This is a genomic window from Streptomyces sp. NP-1717 (assembly GCF_022695985.1).
Classification (GTDB): Bacteria; Actinomycetota; Actinomycetes; order Streptomycetales; family Streptomycetaceae; genus Streptomyces.
Genome location: NZ_JAAPBF010000058.1, coordinates 17,248 through 35,081, shown reverse-complemented (window position 1 = coordinate 35,081; position 17,834 = coordinate 17,248). Strand labels below are relative to the sequence as shown.

14 protein-coding genes are annotated in these 17,834 nt (G+C 69.7%); 4 read left to right on the top strand and 10 right to left on the bottom strand.

Annotation, left to right across the window (positions count from 1 at the left end; genetic code table 11):
* Positions 1-226: 226 nt before the first annotated feature.
* From GXP76_RS15085 to GXP76_RS15040, 10 genes are all read right to left on the bottom strand, one after another.
* Complete coding sequence (locus GXP76_RS15085) at positions 227-1,231, bottom strand: sugar phosphate isomerase/epimerase (protein ID WP_242572018.1); 1,005 nt, start codon at positions 1,229-1,231, stop codon at positions 227-229.
* An 11-nt stretch (positions 1,232-1,242) separates the two neighbouring features.
* The gene (locus GXP76_RS15080) at positions 1,243-2,469 is read right to left on the bottom strand and encodes a Gfo/Idh/MocA family protein (protein ID WP_242572017.1); all 1,227 of its coding nucleotides are present in this window, start codon (positions 2,467-2,469) and stop codon (positions 1,243-1,245) included.
* A gap of 118 nt (positions 2,470-2,587) precedes the next feature.
* Positions 2,588-3,619 (bottom strand): substrate-binding domain-containing protein, encoded by a 1,032-nt coding sequence (locus GXP76_RS15075; protein WP_242572016.1) that lies wholly within the window; start codon positions 3,617-3,619, stop codon positions 2,588-2,590.
* A 93-nt stretch (positions 3,620-3,712) separates the two neighbouring features.
* Entirely contained in the window at positions 3,713-4,789 is a 1,077-nt protein-coding gene (locus tag GXP76_RS15070; RefSeq protein ID WP_242572015.1) for an ABC transporter permease, read from the bottom strand.
* A complete protein-coding gene (locus GXP76_RS15065) occupies positions 4,786-6,318 on the bottom strand; it encodes a sugar ABC transporter ATP-binding protein (protein ID WP_242572014.1) in 1,533 nt (510 codons plus the stop codon). The genes GXP76_RS15070 and GXP76_RS15065 overlap by 4 nt, the downstream gene beginning before the upstream one ends.
* Before the next feature lie 183 nt (positions 6,319-6,501).
* Complete coding sequence (locus GXP76_RS15060) at positions 6,502-7,683, bottom strand: ROK family transcriptional regulator (RefSeq protein ID WP_078074231.1); 1,182 nt, start codon at positions 7,681-7,683, stop codon at positions 6,502-6,504.
* Positions 7,684-7,998: 315 nt separating this feature from the next.
* Positions 7,999-8,682 (bottom strand): GntR family transcriptional regulator, encoded by a 684-nt coding sequence (locus GXP76_RS15055; RefSeq protein WP_242572013.1) that lies wholly within the window; start codon positions 8,680-8,682, stop codon positions 7,999-8,001.
* Positions 8,683-8,772: 90 nt separating this feature from the next.
* Positions 8,773-9,720, bottom strand: a complete 948-nt coding sequence (locus GXP76_RS15050) for a beta-ketoacyl-ACP synthase III (protein WP_242572012.1) — start codon at positions 9,718-9,720, stop codon at positions 8,773-8,775.
* Positions 9,721-9,858: 138 nt separating this feature from the next.
* Positions 9,859-10,005, bottom strand: coding sequence for a hypothetical protein (locus GXP76_RS15045; RefSeq protein WP_242572011.1), 147 nt, complete (start codon positions 10,003-10,005; stop codon positions 9,859-9,861).
* A complete protein-coding gene (locus GXP76_RS15040) occupies positions 9,968-11,374 on the bottom strand; it encodes an OFA family MFS transporter (protein ID WP_242572010.1) in 1,407 nt (468 codons plus the stop codon). Before GXP76_RS15040 ends, GXP76_RS15045 begins: the two co-directional genes overlap by 38 nt.
* A gap of 187 nt (positions 11,375-11,561) precedes the next feature.
* Between GXP76_RS15040 and GXP76_RS15035 the strand changes: the two genes are divergently transcribed.
* The 4 genes from GXP76_RS15035 (at position 11,562) to GXP76_RS15020 (ending at position 17,831) form a co-directional block, all read left to right on the top strand.
* Positions 11,562-12,533 (top strand): 2-dehydropantoate 2-reductase, encoded by a 972-nt coding sequence (locus tag GXP76_RS15035; protein WP_242572009.1) that lies wholly within the window; start codon positions 11,562-11,564, stop codon positions 12,531-12,533.
* Positions 12,534-12,945: 412 nt separating this feature from the next.
* Positions 12,946-14,904 carry a molybdopterin oxidoreductase family protein gene (locus GXP76_RS15030; RefSeq protein ID WP_374361102.1) on the top strand — a complete coding sequence of 653 codons (1,959 nt, stop codon included), beginning with the start codon at positions 12,946-12,948 and terminating at the stop codon, positions 14,902-14,904.
* A gap of 6 nt (positions 14,905-14,910) precedes the next feature.
* A complete protein-coding gene (locus GXP76_RS15025; protein WP_242572007.1) occupies positions 14,911-16,974 on the top strand; it encodes an NAD(P)H-dependent oxidoreductase subunit E in 2,064 nt (687 codons plus the stop codon).
* The gene (locus tag GXP76_RS15020; RefSeq protein WP_242572006.1) at positions 16,971-17,831 is read left to right on the top strand and encodes a 2Fe-2S iron-sulfur cluster-binding protein; all 861 of its coding nucleotides are present in this window, start codon (positions 16,971-16,973) and stop codon (positions 17,829-17,831) included. The genes GXP76_RS15025 and GXP76_RS15020 overlap by 4 nt, the downstream gene beginning before the upstream one ends.
* The last annotated feature ends 3 nt before the right edge of the window (positions 17,832-17,834 follow it).

The window sequence follows — 17,834 nt, the reverse complement described above, 5'->3', positions numbered from 1 at the left end:
CTCGGTCTGCTGTCTCGCCGGAGCGCGCCGTCGCACCGGAGATCAACATGTCCTGTACATCTCAGTGACCGTAACCCTGTTCGTCCGGGACGGAAAGCCCTTGCGCAGCGGTGAAGTTCAACTTTTTCCTGCCTGAGGACAAAGAAGGTTCCGGGCATGCCTGACGGCCCGGCGGTGAACTTTCCACCGCCGGGCTCGTGTGGGGCTACGACTTGCGGATCGTAGGCTACTCGCCGCCGCCGAAGGCCGCGTCGAAGGACGCGGTGGGCGGGTCGAAGTCGAACCGCTTCAGATCGGCGAGCGCCTCGGGGGCGCCGGAGAGCCGGTCCATACCGGCGTCCTCCCACTCGACCGAGATCGGGCCCTCGTAGTTGATCGACCGCAGCATGCGGAAGACGTCCTCCCACGGCACGTCGCCGTGCCCGGCCGAGACGAAGTCCCAGCCGCGCCTCGGGTCGCCCCAGGGCAGATGCGAACCGAGCCTGCCGTTACGGCCGTCGAGACGCTTGCGCGCCTCCTTGCAGTCGACGTGGTAGATCCGGTCCCGGAAGTCGTAGAGGAATCCGGTCGGGTCGAGGTCCTGCCAGACGAAATGGCTCGGGTCGAAGTTCAGCCCGAACGCGGGCCGGTGGTCGACCGCTTCGAGCGCCTGCTTCGTCGTCCAGTAGTCGTACGCGATCTCGCCCGGGTGCACCTCGTGGGCGAAGCGCACCCCCTCGGTGTCGAAGACGTCGAGGATCGGGTTCCACCGCTCGGCGAAGTCCTCGTAGCCGCGCTCGATCATGCCGGGCGGCACCGGCGGGAACATCGCCAGCAGATGCCAGATCGACGAACCGGTGAAGCCGATGACCGTGTTGACCCCGAACGCGGCGGCGGCCCTGGCGGTGTCCTTGATCTCCGCGGCGGCCCGCTGCCGTACGCCCTCGGCCTCCCCGTCGCCCCAGATACGGGCCGGCAGGATGCCCTGGTGGCGCTCGTCGATGATGCTGTCGCAGACCGCCTGGCCGACCAGGTGGTTGGAGATCGCCCAGCACTTGAGGCCGTACTTGTCGAGCAGCTGGTGACGGCTCTCCAGATAGCCCGGATCGGCGAGTGCCTTGTCGACCTCGAAGTGGTCGCCCCAGCAGGCCAGTTCCAGACCGTCGTAACCGAAGTCACGGGCGAGCCGGCAGACCTCTTCCAGTGGCAGATCGGCCCACTGACCGGTGAACAGCGTGAACGGGCGTGGCATACGGACCTTCCTCAGGATTCGATGGCGGACGGGGCCGGGACGGGTGTGTAGATGGCGTTCTTCTCCGCGCTCTCCTCGACGGCGGCGAGGACCCGCTGCACCTGGAGACCGTCGGCGAAGGAGGGCGCGGGATCGGTTCCGGTGGCGATCGCCTCGACCAGATCCTTGGCCTGGTGCACGAAGGTGTGCTCGTAGCCCAGCCCGTGGCCCGGCGGCCACCAGGCGTCCAGGTACGGGTGGTCGGACTCGGTGACCAGGATCCGCCGGAAGCCGGCGGTGACCGCGGGCTCCGACTGGTCGTGGAACGACAGCTCGTTGAGCCGCTCCAGATCGAAGGCGAGCGACCCCTTCTCGCCGTTGATCTCCAGCCGCAGCGCGTTCTTGCGGCCAGCGGCCATCCGGGTCGCCTCGAACGAAGCCAGCGCCCCCGAGGCGAGCCGCCCCGTGAACAGGGCGGCGTCGTCCACCGTGACCGGGCCCGTCTCCGCGCCTGCGGTCGCCGAGAGGCCGGCCGACGCCCCGGAGAGCAGCGGCCTCTCCCGTACGAACGTCTCGGTCATCGCCGAGACCCCGACCAGCGGCTCCCCCGCCAGGAACTGCGCGAGGTCCACGATGTGCGCGCCCAGGTCGCCGAGCGCTCCCGATCCCGCGTGCTCACGCTTGAGCCGCCAGGTGAGGGGGAACTCGGCGTCGACCAGCCAGTCCTGGAGATAGGTGACCCGTACGTGCCGCAGCGCGCCGAGCCGTCCCTCCTCGATCAGCCTGCGGGCGTAGCTGATGGCGGGCACCCGCCGGTAGTTGAAGCCCACCATGGCCAACTGGCCCCGGGACCGGGCCGCTTCGGCGGCCCGGACCATGGCCTCGGCCTCGGCGACCGAGTTGGCCAGCGGCTTCTCGCACAGGACGTGCTTGCCCGCCTCCAGCGCGGCGATGGCGATCTCCGCGTGGCTGTCCCCAGGTGTGCAGATGTCGACCAGCTGCACGTCGTCACGCGCGATGAGCTCCCGCCAGTCGGTCTCCGCGGCGGCCCAGCCGAGTTTGTCGGCCGCCGTGCGGACGGCGGTCTCGTCCCGCCCGCAGATGGCGGCGAGGTGCGGCCGCATCGGCAGATCGAAGACATGTCCCGCCGTGCGCCAGCCCTGGGAGTGGGCGGCACCCATGAACGAGTATCCGATCATGCCGATACCGAGTGGCGGCGGTGCGCCGGCTTCCTTCTCCGACGCTTCCCTGCTGGTCATAAGGGATTACTCCTCGTCTCTCGCGCGTGTGGGGGCTGGGGCCTGTCGTATGGATCGGGCCGGATCGGGGACCGAGCCCGGCAGGATCCATACGACAGGCCCTGACTGGCGGAGCCGGTCAGCTGAATCCCTGGGGCAGGTACTCGTCGACGTTCTCCTTGTCGACGACCGCCGAGAACAGCGTGACCTGGGCCGGGATCTCCAGTCCGGCCATGCCGCTGACACCCTTGCCCTGGCCGAGCGCACGGGCGAGGTCGATCGCCGTCGAGGCCATGATCGGCGGGTAGAGCACGGTCGCCTTCAGGACACTGTTGTCGGCCTTGATGGCGTCCATCGCCGACTTGGCGCCGGCGCCGCCGACCATCAGGAACCCGTCACGGCCGGCCTGGTCGATGGCGCGCAGCGCGCCGACACCCTGGTCGTCGTCGTGGTTCCACAGGGCGTCGAACTTGGACTGCGCCTGGAGCAGCTGGGCCATCTTGGCCTGGCCGGACTCGACGGTGAAGTCGGCCGCCTGGCGGGCGACCTTCTTGATGTTGGGGTAGTTCTTGAGCGCGTCGTCGAAGCCCTGGGTGCGCTGCTTGGTCAGCTCCAGGCTGTCGGGGCCCGACAGTTCGATGACGGTGGCGTTGGGCTTGTCCTTCAGCTTCTCGCCGATGTACTTGCCCGCGTTGACGCCCATGCCGTAGTTGTCGCCGCCGACGTAGCAGCGGAACGCCTGCGGGTCGGCGAAGATCCGGTCCAGGTTGATGACGGGGATGCCCGCGCGCATCGCCTTGAGACCGGCCTGGGTGAGGGCCTTGCCGTCGGCCGGCAGGATCACCAGGACGTCGACCTTCTTGTTGATCAGCGAGTCGATCTGGCCGATCTGGGCGGCGGTGTCGTTCGAGCCCTCGGTGATGTCGAGCGTGACGTCCGAGTACTTCTTGGCCTGCGCCCTGGCGTTGGCGTTGATCGCGGCCAGCCAGCCGTGGTCGGCCTGGGGGCCGGCGAAGCCGATGGTGACGGCCTTGCCGGGCTTGTCGTCGACCGGCTGCTCGTTGGCGGCGGGCTCGTCCTTCTTCTCGTTGCTGGTGCAGGCGGTGAGCAGGGCACCCGCCGAGATGGCGGCGGTGCCGAACAGAAGACCTCTGCGGCTCGTTTCTGGCATGACGGTTCGTCCCCTTCGGAAGAGCGGATGGTGCGGTGCGTCGGAAGCGGTGCTTCGAGGAGCGGTACGAGATCGGGCCTCGGGGATACGAGGTCAGCCCTCACCGTTGCGCGCCGTGCGGCGCTGGACCAGTACGGCGGCGACGATGATCGCGCCCTTGGCGATCTGCTGGACGTCGCTCTGCAGGTTGTTGAGAGCGAAGATGTTGGTGATGGTGGTGAAGATCAGGACACCGAGCACGGAGCCGACGATCGTGCCGCGACCACCGCTGAGCAGCGTGCCGCCGATGATCGCCGCCGCGATGGCGTCGAGTTCGTAGAGGTTTCCGTTCGTGTTCTGACCCGAGCCGGACAGCACGATCAGCATGAAGGCCGCGATACCGCAGCACAGTCCGGAGAGCAGGTAGAGGTAGAGCCGCTGCCTGCGTACGTCGATGCCGGCGAGGCGGGTCGCTTCCGCGTTGCCGCCGACCGCGACGGTGCGCCGGCCGAAGGTGGTGCGGTTGAGCAGCAGCCAGCCGATGACCGTCACCGCGGCGAAGATGATGACGAGCGGCGGGACGCCCAGGATGTAGGAGTCGCGCGAGCCGAGGTCGAGGACCGACTTCAACGTGACGACCTGGGTGTTGCCGTCGGTGATCTGGAGGGCCAGACCACGGGCGGACGCCATGATCGCGAGGGTCGCGATGAACGGCGCCATGCCGCCGTACGCGATCAGTACGCCGTTGACCAGACCGCAGGCCAGACCCACGATGATCGCGGTGAACAGGATGCCGGCGAAGCCGTACTCCTGGGTGGCCAGGGTGGTCGCCCACACCGAGGCCAGGGCCACGATCGCGCCGACCGACAGGTCGATGCCGCCGCTGGTGATGACGAACGTCATGCCGACGGTGACGACACCGATGATCGACGCCTGGGTGAGCACCAGCTGGAGATTGCTGGTGTCCAGGAACTGATCGGGCTTGGTGATGCCGCCGACGACTATCAGTGCGGCGAGCACGCCGAGCAGCGAGAGCGTACGGAAATCGAGACGCAGTCCGAGCGGCGGCCGGCCCCCGGAACCTCCCGGGGTCTTTCCGGCGGGCTTGGTCAGCGGTACGGCGTCGGCGGGTACGGCGGCGGGTGCGGCGTCGGGCCCGCCCTGCTGCGCCTCAGAGGCAGGCTGTTTCATGGCGTCGGGCTCCCTTCCATCACAAGGTCGAGTACACGGTGCTCGTCCAGCTCCTGGGCCGGTGACGTGTGGACGACACGGCCCTCCCGGAGCACCAGCACCCGGTCGGCGAGGCCAAGGACCTCGGGGACCTCGCTGGAGACGAGAAGTACGGCGAGGCCGTCGTCGGCCAGCCGGCGGATCACGGAGTAGAGCTCGGCGCGGGCGCCGACGTCCACACCGCGGGTGGGTTCGTCGAGAAGCAGTACCCGGCAGCCGCGCAGCAGCCAGCGGGCCAGGACGACCTTCTGCTGGTTGCCGCCCGACAGGGTGCGGATGACCGCGTCGGGGTTGTCGGGGCGCAGGGAGAGTTCCTGGGTCGCGGCCCGGGCCGCCTTGCGCTCGGCGGCGCTGTCGAGCCAGCCGCCGCGCGAGAAGCGGGACATGGAGGACACCGACACGTTGCGGGTGACCGATTCGATGAGCAGCAGGGCCTGGGCCTTGCGCTCCTCGGGGGCGAGGCCGAGTCCGGCGCGTACGGCGGCGCGGACGCTGCCGGGCTTCAGCTCCTTGCCGTCGACCAGGACGCGGCCGCCGGTGGGCTTGCGGGCGCCGAAGATGGTCTCCAGGATCTCGGAGCGTCCGGAGCCGACGAGACCCGCGAGGCCGACGATCTCGCCGGGCCGCAGTTCGAGGTCGACCGGTTCGAACTCGCCTTCCCTGGTGAGTCCTTCGGTCCGCAGCACGGGCTCGCCGCGCGGGGCGTCGGCGACCGCGGGACGGTCGGGGAAGACGTACGCGACCTCCCGGCCGGTCATCAGCGAGACGACCTCGCTGGTGGGGGTCTCCTTCGCGGGCAGCCCCACGGCGACGGTACGGCCGTCCTTGATGACGGTCACGCGGTCGCCGATGCGGCGGATCTCCTCCAGGCGGTGGGAGATGTAGATGACCGCGACCCCGTCGGCGGTGAGGGTGTCGACGATGCGGAAGAGGTTGTCGACCTCGTCCGGGTCGAGCGCCGCCGACGGCTCGTCCATCACGATGAGGCGTACGTCGTGGGAGAGCGCGCGGGCCATGGAGACGATCTGCTGGTGCGCGGCGGAGAGTTCACCGACGGGGCGGCCCGCCGGGATCTCGGGGTGACCGAGACGCCCGAGCAGCGCGGTGGCCGCCGCCCTGGCCTCGCTGCCCTTGACGATGAACCCCGCGGTGGTCGGTTCGTGGCCGAGGAAGATGTTCTCGGCGACCGACAGGCCCTCGACCAGGTCGAGTTCCTGGTAGATGGTCGCGATACCGAGCTTCATCGCCGCGATGGGTGACTTGAGCTGGACCTCTTCGCCGCGCCAGGTGATGACACCGTCGTCGGGCTGGTGCGCGCCGGCGAGCACCTTGATGAGTGTGGATTTGCCGGCCCCGTTCTGGCCGAGCAGACAGTGGACTTCGCCTGCCTGGACCTCCAGGTCCACGCCGTCCAGGGCGCGGACGCCCGGGAACAGCTTGGTGATGCCGGACATGGTGAGCAGGCTGCCTTCGGGTGGTGCTGGTGCCATGGCGTATCCCCTCGGCGGATGCGGCCGGTGAGCGGGCGTGCGGGCGTGCGGAACAGGGCGGTGCGATGCGGGTGGTGCGGTGAACGGTGGTGCTTTGCTGGTTCTTTTGTTGCTTTTTTTGCTGTTATTTCGGTTGTGCCGGGTGAAGCGTGTGCCGTACGGCCCGACGGCGCAATGCCGGTGTCAGGCCGGGGAGAAGAGGTGGTCGCTGATGAGGCGGGCCGCGCCGGTTACTCCGGCGGTCGGCCCCAACTCCCCGAGAACGATGGGGAGATTGCCGGTGGCCAGCGGAAGTGACTGGCGGTAGACCTGGGTACGGACGCTGGCCAGCAGGGTGTGGCCGAGTCCGGTCACCCCGCCGCCGATCACGACGAGGCCCGGGTTGAAGAAGCTGACGAGTCCGGCGATGACCTGGCCGACCCGGTTGCCGCCTTCGCGGATGAGGTAGAGGGCGGTGGGGTCGCCGGCCGCGGCGGCCACGGCGACGTCGGCGGCGGTGAGCCGGCCGGCGGCCTCCAGGCGTGAGGCGAGTTCGGCGGAACGGCCCGTACGGGCGGCGTCCTCGGCGTCCCTGGCCAGCGCGGCGCCGCTGAAGTGGGCTTCCAGGCAGCCCCTGTTGCCGCAGACGCAGGCGCGTCCGTCCGGCTCGACCCGGATGTGGCCGATGTCGCCCGCGCTGCCGGTCGTACCGCGGTAGACCTCGCCGCCGACGACGATGCCGCAGCCGATACCGGTACCGATCTTGACGCAGAGGAAGTCGCCCACGGAGCGTGCGACGCCCGCGTGCTGCTCGCCCATCGCCATCAGGTTCACGTCGTTGTCGACCATGACGGGGCAGCCGAGGTCCTGGCTGAGGGCCTCGCGTACGGGGAAGCCGTCCCAGCCGGGCATGATCGGCGGCGCGACCGGCACGCCTTCGGGGAAACGGACCGGTCCCGGAACGCCGATGCCGGCGCCGTCGTAACCGTCGGCGAGTCCGGAGGCCTTGAGCTTTGCGGCCATCGCGAGCACCTGCTCGAAGACGGCGACCGGGCCCTCGCGGACGTCCATCGGGTGGTTGACGTGGCCGAGGACTTCGAGTTCGGCGTTGGTGACCGCGACATCGATGGACGTGGCGCCGATGTCGACCCCGAGGAACCGCAGCGCGGGCGCGAGCCGGATGTTGTGGGAACGGCGGCCACCGCGCGAGGCGGCGAGTCCGTCGGCGACGACGAGCCCGGTCTCCAGCAGCCGGTCGACTTCCACGGCGAGCTTGGAGCGGGAGAGGTCGACCTGATCACCGAGCTGGGCACGGGAGTTGGGCCCACCGTCACGCAAGAGCCGGAGCAGTCGCGCCTGATGAGCGTTCGCGGGTCGTGCGGTCATACGTCTCACGCGCCCCTCCCCGCCTCTCGGCTCTGTAATGCGTCGCTACGTCGGTTGTCGTTTCGACGGGCTTTCGAGGGGAACGTAGCAGCGCTTTCCCCGAGTGGGAAGAAGTTGCGCAGGAATCGCTCCTAACTTTCTCCACAGTCAGGACAAAGACGTTTCGCGGTCCGCGGGGGCGGGGCGTCCGCGAGGGAGCCGGGGGTGGTTCGCGGGATGGGTGATCATACGTTCGGGACACGGCGAAGGCGCCCCCGCGTCCTGCGGAGGCGCCTCGTTCCCACCGTACGGAATGGTTCGCGTGTGCGAAGTACGTCAGACCGCGGCGTCCCCGCGGTGGTGGTACGTGGTGCGCGTCTGCTCCGTGTGGGAGCGCATGACCTCCGTCGCGGCCTGTTCGTCCCGCGCGGAGATCGCCGCGATCAGGGCCCGGTGCTCGATCCAGGACTGCTTGCCGCGCTGCCGCGCCACCGGCGCGTAGTACCAGCGCACCCGCCGGTCCACCTGCGCCGCCAGCTCCGCCAGGACGACGTTGCCCGCCAGTTCCATCACCTTCGCGTGGAAGGCCGCGTTCGTCGCGACCGTGAGCTCCACGTCGTCGTCGGCCACCGACTGCTCACCCTTGGCGCAGAGCGCCTCCAGCGCCGCGATGCCCGCCGAACCCGAGTTCGCGGCCGCGAGCCTGGCGGCCTCGGCCTCCAGGAGCGTACGGACCGAGAGCAGCTGGTCCGCCTCCGCCTCGGTCGGCTCGTGGACGAACGCGCCCTGGGCGGGCCTGAGGTCGACCCAGCCCTCCGTGTTCAGCCGCTGGAGCGCCTCACGTACGGGCTGGCGGGAGACCCCGAGATGGCCGGCGAGTTCACTCTCCACCAGATGCTGACCGGGCCTCAGCGAGCGCACGGTGATGAGTTCGAGCAGCGCCTCGTAGACGCGCTCGCGCAACGGGCCGGGGCGTTCGAGCTTGGGCACGGAGCCCTGTGGCAGTCCTGCGGACAACATGCGGTCCCCCATCCTGGCCGGCTACGGCAACGGGCGCGGCAACGGCACGACGATTGGCTATCGTCTACAGTCTACCGAGAACCGGAGCGGTCAGGGGCAGCGGACGACCTGCCCGGCGTAAGACAGATTTCCGCCAAAGCCGAAAAGCAGCGCCGGAGCCCCGGATTCGACCTCACCGCGCTCCACCAGCTTGGACAGCGCCATCGGGATGGACGCGGCCGAGGTGTTGCCGGAGTCCACGACATCGCGCGCGACGACCGCGTTGACCGCGCCGATCTTCTGGGCGACGGGCTCGATGATCCGCAGGTTCGCCTGGTGCAGTACGACGGCGGCCAGGTCCTCGGGGGCGATGCCCGCGCGCTCGCAGACCTTGCGGGCGATGGGCGGGAGCTGGGTGGTGGCCCACCGGTAGACCGACTGGCCCTCCTGCGCGAAGCGCGGCGGGGTCCCCTCGATCCGTACGGCGTTGCCCATCTCGGGCACCGAACCCCACAGCACCGGCCCGATGCCCGGCTCCTCGCCCGGCCGGACGGCCTCGACGACCGCCGCGCCCGCGCCGTCACCGAGGAGGACGCAGGTGGAGCGGTCGGTCCAGTCGGCGATGTCGGCCATCTTGTCGGCGCCGATGACGAGCGCGCGGGTCGCGGCGCCCGCCCGTACGGTGTGGTCGGCGGTGGCGAGCGCGTGCGTGAAACCGGCGCAGACCACGTTGAGGTCCATCACGGCCGGTGAGCCCATGGAGAGCCGGGCCGCGACGCGCGCCGCCATGTTCGGCGACCGGTCGATCGCCGTGGAGGTGGCAACGAGTACGAGATCGATGTCGGCGGGGGTCAGACCGGCGGCGGCGAGCGCCTTCGCCGCCGCGTGCGCCGCCATCTCGTCCACGGACTCGTCGGGTCCGCCCACGTGCCGGGTCTTGATGCCGACACGGCTCCTGATCCACTCATCACTGGTGTCGACCATGCCCGCCAGGTCGTCGTTGGTGAGCACCTTGGCGGGCTGATAGTGCCCGAGCGCGGCGATACGAGTGCCGGTCATGCCCGGGACCCCCTCTTCGGTCGACGTCAGGAGATCCCCAGTCTCGTCAGCGACTCACGAGTAAGGGGGCAGGTGACCCAACAGGATTCCCCGCCTCCTCTTGGAGACTCCGGATCATCCGGCGTCGTCCGAACGGGATCACCCGGTGAACAGCTGGGTGGCCTTTCGGACCAGTTCGTACAGACCGTACGCGAGAGGGACGCCCACCCAGAGCCAGGCGAAGACGGTCAGCGCGGTTCGCCGGGACTCAGGCACTGCGTTCCCGCTCTCCGGTGCTGTGGTCATCGGGGGCCTCCTTCGGTGCTTCCGGCGATACTTCCGGATTCGTGACGGCGCTGCCGGCGGGCTCGGTGGTCTCCGCCGGCCGGTGGTGGCGCGGGTGTACGGGGCGGACCAGCTCGTTGGCCACGAAGCCGACGACGAGCAGCCCGATCATGATGGTCAGGGAGAGCCCGTAGAGACCGGGCCCGCTCTTGCCCGCCTCCTCCTGGCTGTCGGCGACCCGGTTGACGATGAGCGGGCCGAGGACGCCGGCCGCCGACCAGGCGGTGAGCAGCCGTCCGTGGATCGCGCCCACCTGGTAGGTGCCGAACAGGTCCTTGAGATAGGCGGGGACGGTGGCGAAGCCTCCTCCGTAGAAGGAGAGGATGACCAGCGCGCAGATGATGAAGAGCGGTTTGGACGCGTCGCCGAACTGCGCGATCAGCAGATACATCAGGGCGCCGACGCCCAGGTAGAGGCGGTAGGTGTTCTTCCGGCCTATCACGTCGGAGGTGGACGACCAGCCGATACGGCCCGCCATGTTGGCCGCCGACAGCAGCGCGACGAACCCGGCCGCGGCCGAGACGGAGACCGGCGTGTCGGTGTCGGCGAAGAAGTCGGTGATCATCGGGGCGGCCTTCTCAAGGATGCCGATGCCCGCGGTGACGTTCATACACAGGACGATCCACAGCAGCCAGAACTGCGGTGTGCGCACGGCCGACCTGGCGGAGACCTGCGCGGTGGTGATCAGGGCCGACTCGGGGGCGGGCGCCGCCTTCGGCGCGGCGTCCGGACGCGGTACGCGGATCAGCAGGACACCGAGCAGCATGAACACCGCGTAGACCAGGCCGTGTACGAGGAACGCCTTGGCTATGCCGTCGCTCGTGGAGCCGAACGACTCCAGCATCTGCGCGGACCACGGGGAGGCGATGAGCGCGCCGCCGCCGAAGCCCATGATCGCGATGCCGGTCGCCATGCCCGGCCGGTCGGGGAACCATTTGATCAGTGTCGAGACGGGCGAGATGTAGCCGATGCCGAGTCCGATGCCGCCGACGAAGCCGTATCCGAAGACGATCAGCCAGAACTGTTCGGTCGCGGCGCCGAGCGCGGAGAGCAGGAACCCGGACGAGAAGCAGACGAGTGCGACGGTCATCGCCCAGCGCGGGCCGTTGCGTTCGACGAGGGTGCCGCCGAACGCGGCGGACAGGCCGAGCATCACGATGCCCAGCTGGAAGGGGAGGGCGCTCTGGGTACCGGAGAGGCCGAGAGCGGATTCCAGCGGGGGCTTGAACACGCTCCAGGCGTAGGCCTGTCCGATCGAGAGGTGCACCGAGAGCGCTGCGGGGGGTACCAGCCAGCGGCTCCAGCCGACCGGGGCGAGTGGTGGGGTCATGGTCGCGAACTCTAGGAACCGTCCCGACCGTTTGGGAAGATCCTTTACCGGTTGTTCACGTCGACCGTATGCCGACGACAGAAGTCTTGTCGGCAGTTATTCCATACTGTAGACAATATATCGTCGGCAAAGTGTGCTCCTTTCCGCGCTTCTCTCAACACCCTCAAAGCGAACGGAGAGCCCCACGGTGAAAGTCGCAGTCGTCGGCGCCGGTGCGATCGGCGCCTATGTCGGTGCCGCGCTCGATCGCGCAGGCGCCGAAGTCCATCTCATCGCCCGTGGACCGCATCTGGCGGCCATGAGGCAGCACGGAGTCCGGGTGTACAGCCCGCGCGGCGATTGGACCGCGCGGGTGCACGCCACCGATCAGCCGGCCGACATCGGGCCGGTCGACTATGTGTTCCTGGGCCTGAAGGCGAATTCGTACGCGGCGTGCGGGCCGCTGATCGCGCCTCTGCTCCAGGACCACACGGCGGTCATCGCCGCCCAGAACGGCATCCCCTGGTGGTACTTCCACCGGCACGGCGGCCCGCACGACGGCCGCCGCATAGAGAGCGTCGACCCCGGCGGCTCGGTCAGCGCGGTCCTGCCGCCGGAACGTGCCATCGGCTGCGTCGTCTACGCGGCGACGGAGCTGGAAGGACCGGGCGTCGTACGGCACCTGGAAGGCACCCGGTTCTCCATCGGGGAGCCGGACAGATCGCTCTCACCCCGTACCAAGGAGTTCGGCGAGGCCATGCGGGCGGGCGGACTCAAGTGTCCGGTCGAGGCCGAACTGCGCGACGAGATCTGGATCAAACTCCTCGGCAACATCTCCTTCAACCCGATCAGCGCGCTGACCCGCGCCACGATGCGGGAGATGTGCCTGCACCGCAGCACCCGGGAAGTCATCGAACTGATGATGCGGGAGACGCTCCGGGTCGCCGAGGCGCTCGGCTGCCACCCCGACATCTCCGTCGAACGCCGGCTGGCCGGCGCCGAACGGGTCGGCGACCACCGGACCTCCACTCTCCAGGACCTGGAGAAGGGGAAGCCGATGGAGCTGGACGTGCTGCTCGCGGCCGTCGTCGAACTGGCGGCCATGTGCGACATCGATGTGCCGACGCTCCGCACGGTCGACGCCATCTCGGACCTGCTGGCCCGCGGCGCGGCCGCGTAGCGGTCCGGCCCTAGGGAGTGTCCGCGAAGTAGCGCCGTCCGCCCGTAGGGCGGGGCCCGCGGCGGCTGGTGCGGTGCATCGCAAGGCGGAGGATCGGCCTCGTACCGGGCGTACTCGGCCGAGTCCGACAACGCGGCGAGCGTGCGTGCCAGACGTCGCGAGCCAGGCGGGACTTCGCGGACACCCCCTGGCGTTCGGCGGGTCGCGCGGCCACCCGGCGCACCTGTCCTCGATCGCCGGACGGGCTCAGTTGAGCCCGTCCGGCGATTGAGGACGAACCGGCCCGCCGGGCGGACCCGGCGCGGCCCCGTCCCGCACAAAACCCATACGCAAGGCTTCCGCTTCCCACCGCGCACCGGGATACTGTATGCAATGGCGCGGCCACAAGCCATGACTCATGAGGGAGCGCAGCGTGAAAAGCAGCGCAAGGCGGCGGGATCGCACGCCGAAGACCTATACCAGGCTCGAACACCCGCTGGTGCGGGACGAGAAGGGAGGCCCGTTCCGGCGGGCGACCTGGGAAGAAGCACTCGACCGGGCGGCCGAGGGACTGGGCGCCGCACGCGGCGCGTTCGGCATGTTCTCGTGCGCCCGTGCCACGAACGAGATGAACTACGTCGCGCAGAAGTTCGCGCGGGTGGTGATGGGCACCAACAACGTCGACTCCTGCAACCGGACCTGCCACGCGCCGAGCGTCGCCGGACTCTCCGCGGCCTTCGGTTCCGGTGGCGGCACCTCCTCGTACGAGGAGGTTGAGCACACCGATCTGATCGTGATGTGGGGCTCCAACGCCCGCTTCGCGCACCCGATCTTCTTCCAGCACGTCCTGCGCGGCATCCGCAACGGCGCGCGGATGTACGCCGTCGACCCCCGGCGCACCAGCACGGCCGAATGGGCCGAGAGCTGGATGGGCCTCAACGTCGGCACGGACATTCCGCTCGCCCACGCCGTCGGCCGCGAGATCATCCACGCGGGCCTGCAGAACAAGCAGTTCATCGAGCAGGCGACCACCGGCTTCGAGGAGTACGCGGCCGAGGTCGAGCCATGGACCCTCACGGTGGCCGAGAAGGTGACGGGCGTACCCGCCGAGGCGATCCGCGACCTCGCCCACTCCTACGCCCGGGCCGAGCGCGCCCAGTTGTGCTGGACGCTCGGCATCACCGAGCACCACAACGGCACCGACAACGTCCGCGCGCTGATCAACCTGTCGCTGCTCACCGGGCACGTCGGACGGTACGGCTCCGGGGTCCAGCCCCTGCGCGGCCAGAACAACGTGCAGGGCGGCGGCGACATGGGGGCCATCCCCAACCGGCTGCCGGGCTTCCAGGACATCCTCGAAACGGATGTGCGGCGGAAGTTCGAGACCGCGTGGGACACCGTGATCCAGCCCCACTACGGCCTCAACCTGACCGACATGTTCGAGGCGATGGAGACCGGCGACCTCAGGGCCGTCTACTGCATCGGCGAGAACCCGGCGCAGTCCGAGGCCGACAGCGAGCAGGCCGTGACCCGGATGAAGGCGCTCGACTTCCTCGTCGTGCAGGACATCTTCCTCACCAAAACGGCCGAACTGGCCGACGTGGTCCTGCCCGCCACCGCCGCCTGGTGCGAGACCGACGGCACCACCACCAACAGCGAGCGCCGGGTCCAGCTCGTACGCAAGGCACTCGACCCGCCGGGCGAGGCGCGCGAGGACATCGACATCATCTGCGAGATCGCGGGCCGGCTCGGACACGACTGGAAGTTCGCAGACGCGGAAACCGTCTGGAACGAGCTGCGCGCACTGTCCCCCGACCACTTCGGGATGACGTACGACCGGCTCGCCGAGCACCAGGGCATCCAGTGGCCGTGCCCCGACACCGAGCGCATCGAACCCACCTATCTGCACGGCAGGTTGTGGGAGGCGGACCCCGCCAAGCGCGGCAGGCTCGCCCCGTTCGGCATCGTGAAGCACGATCCGCCGGTGGACCTGACGGACGAGCAGTACCCGATCAGGCTCACCACCGGGCGCCGGCTCGACTCGTACAACACCGGTGTGCAGAGCGGGAGTTTCGCCTCCCCGCTGCGCCGCGGCGAGTACCTGGAGCTGTGCCCGGAGGACGCGCGGCTCTACGGGGTCGAGGTCGGCGAGGAGGTCCAGATCTCCTCACGGCGCGGCACGGTGCGGGCACCGGTCTGGATCGACCGGGGGCTCCGCCCCGGACTGGCCTTCATGACCATGCACTTCCCGGACGAGGTGGACACCAACCAGCTGACGATCGAGGCGAACTGCCCGATCGCCGGTACCGCCGAGTTCAAGGCGTCGGCCATCCGCATCGAGAAGTTGCCCGCCCACGTGACAGAGATGTCGGCGACAGCCGTGAGGAGCTGAGAATCAGTGGACCTGCACTTCGGTGACAGCGAACCGACGGACGAGGAGCGCGCGGCGGTCGACTCGCTGCTCGGCCCCGCGACGTCGGCGTGGGAAGGCGCGGCGGACCGCTCCGCCGTGGATCTGCGCTGGGCCCGTGGTGGTCGCGAGGCACGCGAACGGCGCGACCTGCTGTTGCCGGGGTTGCACGCCGTCAACGACCGCGTGGGCTGGATCAGCGAGGGCGCGCTCGCCTATCTGTGCCGGCGGCTCACGGTGCCGCCGGCCGAGGCGTACGGCGTGGCCACGTTCTACGCGATGTTCGCGCTCAAGCCCCGCCCCGCCAAGGTGCTGCACGTCTGCACCGACCTGGCGTGCGCGGGGAACGGCTCCGCGAAGCTCTGCGCGGAGCTGGAGGAACGGATGGGGGCCGCCGGCTCCGCCTCCGACGGTGTCGTATGGCAGTCGAGCCCCTGTCTCGGACTGTGCGAACGGGCCCCGGCGGCACTGCTGTTGCAGGCGGGCACCCCGTCCGGCACCGTGCCCGCGCCGCGGGACCCCCGGCTGAAGCACGCCGGCGCCCCGGCGCAGGCCGGCCGTCCGGACGGGACGGACGAGCCCGCCCGGACGGCGGGCCCGGCCGAGGTCACGGCCGTCCCGCCGGATCCCGGCACGGCGGACGCGCCGAACGGCGCGGTGGTCACGCCCCCGCGCGCGCAAGCAGGCGGTTCGCAGGCCCCATCCGCCCCCCGGCGGCAGGCGTTCGCCGTCATCGCACCGGCCACGGCCGACGCCCTGGTCGACGCCGCTACGGCTCCCGAGGACGCCCCCGAGGAGCCGTCCGCCGCCATGGCCGTACCGCAGGCCGGGCAGGAGGGCCTGCTGCTGCTCCAACGGGTCGGCGTCGTCGACCCGTTCAGCATCGACGACTACCGGTCGCACGGCGGGTACTCCGCCCTGCGGCGGGCGTTCGACATCGGCCCGGCGGGAGTGATCCGGGAGGTCACCGACTCCGGACTGCTCGGCCGGGGCGGCGCGGCCTTCCCCACCGGGCGCAAGTGGCAGGCCACCGCGTCCCAGCCCGACCGGCCGCACTATCTGGTCTGCAACGCCGACGAATCGGAACCCGGCACGTTCAAGGACCGGGTGATCATGGAGGGCGACCCGTTCGCCCTGATCGAGGCCATGACGATCGCCGGTTACGCCACCGGCGCCCACGTCGGCTACCTCTATCTGCGCGGCGAGTACCCGCGCGCCCAGCACCGCCTGGAGAACGCCCTCACCCAGGCCCGTCTGCGCGGGTTCCTCGGCGACGACGTCCTCGGCCAGGGCTACGCCTTCGACATCGAGATCCGCCGGGGCGCCGGCGCGTACATCTGCGGCGAGGAGACGGCCCTCTTCAACTCGATCGAGGGCTTCCGCGGCGAACCGCGCTCCAAGCCGCCGTTCCCCGTGGAGAAGGGGCTGTTCGGCAAACCGACGGCCGCCAACAACGTCGAGACACTGATCAACGTGCTGCCCATCCTGACGATGGGCGCCGAGGCGTACGCGGCGATCGGCACCGAGAACTCCACCGGGCCGAAACTCTTCTGCGTCTCGGGCAACGTCGAACGTCCCGGCATCTACGAGTTGCCGTTCGGCGCCACCCTCGGCGAACTGCTCGACCTCGCCGGCACCCCGACCGACATCCGGGCGATCCTGCTCGGCGGCGCGGCCGGCGGTTTCGTACGGCCCGACGAGCGGGACATCCCGCTCACCTTCGAGGGCACCAGGGCCGCCGGCACCACCCTCGGCTCCGGCGTGATCCTCGTCATGGACGACACCGTCGGCCTGCCCAGGACGCTGCTGCGCATCGCCGAGTTCTTCCGCGACGAGTCCTGCGGCCAGTGCGTGCCCTGCCGGGTCGGCACCGTCCGCCAGGAGGAGGCGCTGCACCGCATCAAGGACCGTACGGGCGCCGCCGCATCCGACGACGTCGCGCTGCTGCGCGAAGTCGGTCAGACCATGCGCGACGCCTCCATCTGCGGTCTCGGACAGACCGCGTGGAACGCCGTCGAATCCGCCATCGACCGTCTGGGGGCTTTCAAGTGACCGTTGTTCCTCTCCAACTGCCGCGCCGTCTGCTTGAGTTCACACTCGACGGCGAGCCCACCCGGGTCCCCGAGGGCTCCACGATCCTGGACGCCTGCCGGGCGGCGGGCAAGGACATCCCCACGCTCTGCGAGGGTGACACGCTCACGCCGAAGAACGCGTGCCGGGTCTGCGTCGTGGAGGTCGAGGGCGCCCGCACGCTGGCGCCCGCGTGCTCACGCCGGGCGGAGGCGGGGATGAAGGTCAGTACGGACTCCGAGCGCGCCCGGACCAGCCGCAAGGTGGTCCTGGAACTGCTGGCCTCGTCGACCGACCTGTCCACGACACCGCGCGCGGCCGAGTGGATCAAGGAGTACGAGGCGAAGCCCGACCGGTTCGGGCCCGACGCGGCCCGGGTCAACGAGACGCCGAAGATCGACAACGATCTCTACGTCCGGGACCTCGACAAATGCATCCTCTGCTACAAGTGTGTGGACGCGTGCGGCGACCAGTGGCAGAACACCTTCGCCATCTCCGTCGCCGGCCGCGGTTTCGACGCCCGTATCTCCACCGAGCACGCCGTGGCGCTGCCCGAATCGGCGTGCGTCTACTGCGGCAACTGCATCGAGGTCTGTCCGACGGGCGCGCTCAGCTTCAAGTCCGAGTTCGACATGCGCGAGGCTGGCACCTGGGACGAGTCGGCGCAGACGGAGACCACCACGATCTGCGCGTACTGCGGCGTCGGCTGCAACCTCACGCTGCACGTGCAGGACAATGAGATCGTCAAGGTCACCTCGCCGCACGACAACCCGGTGACCCACGGCAACCTGTGCATCAAGGGGCGCTTCGGGTACCAGCACGCGCAGCAGCGCCCGTAGCGG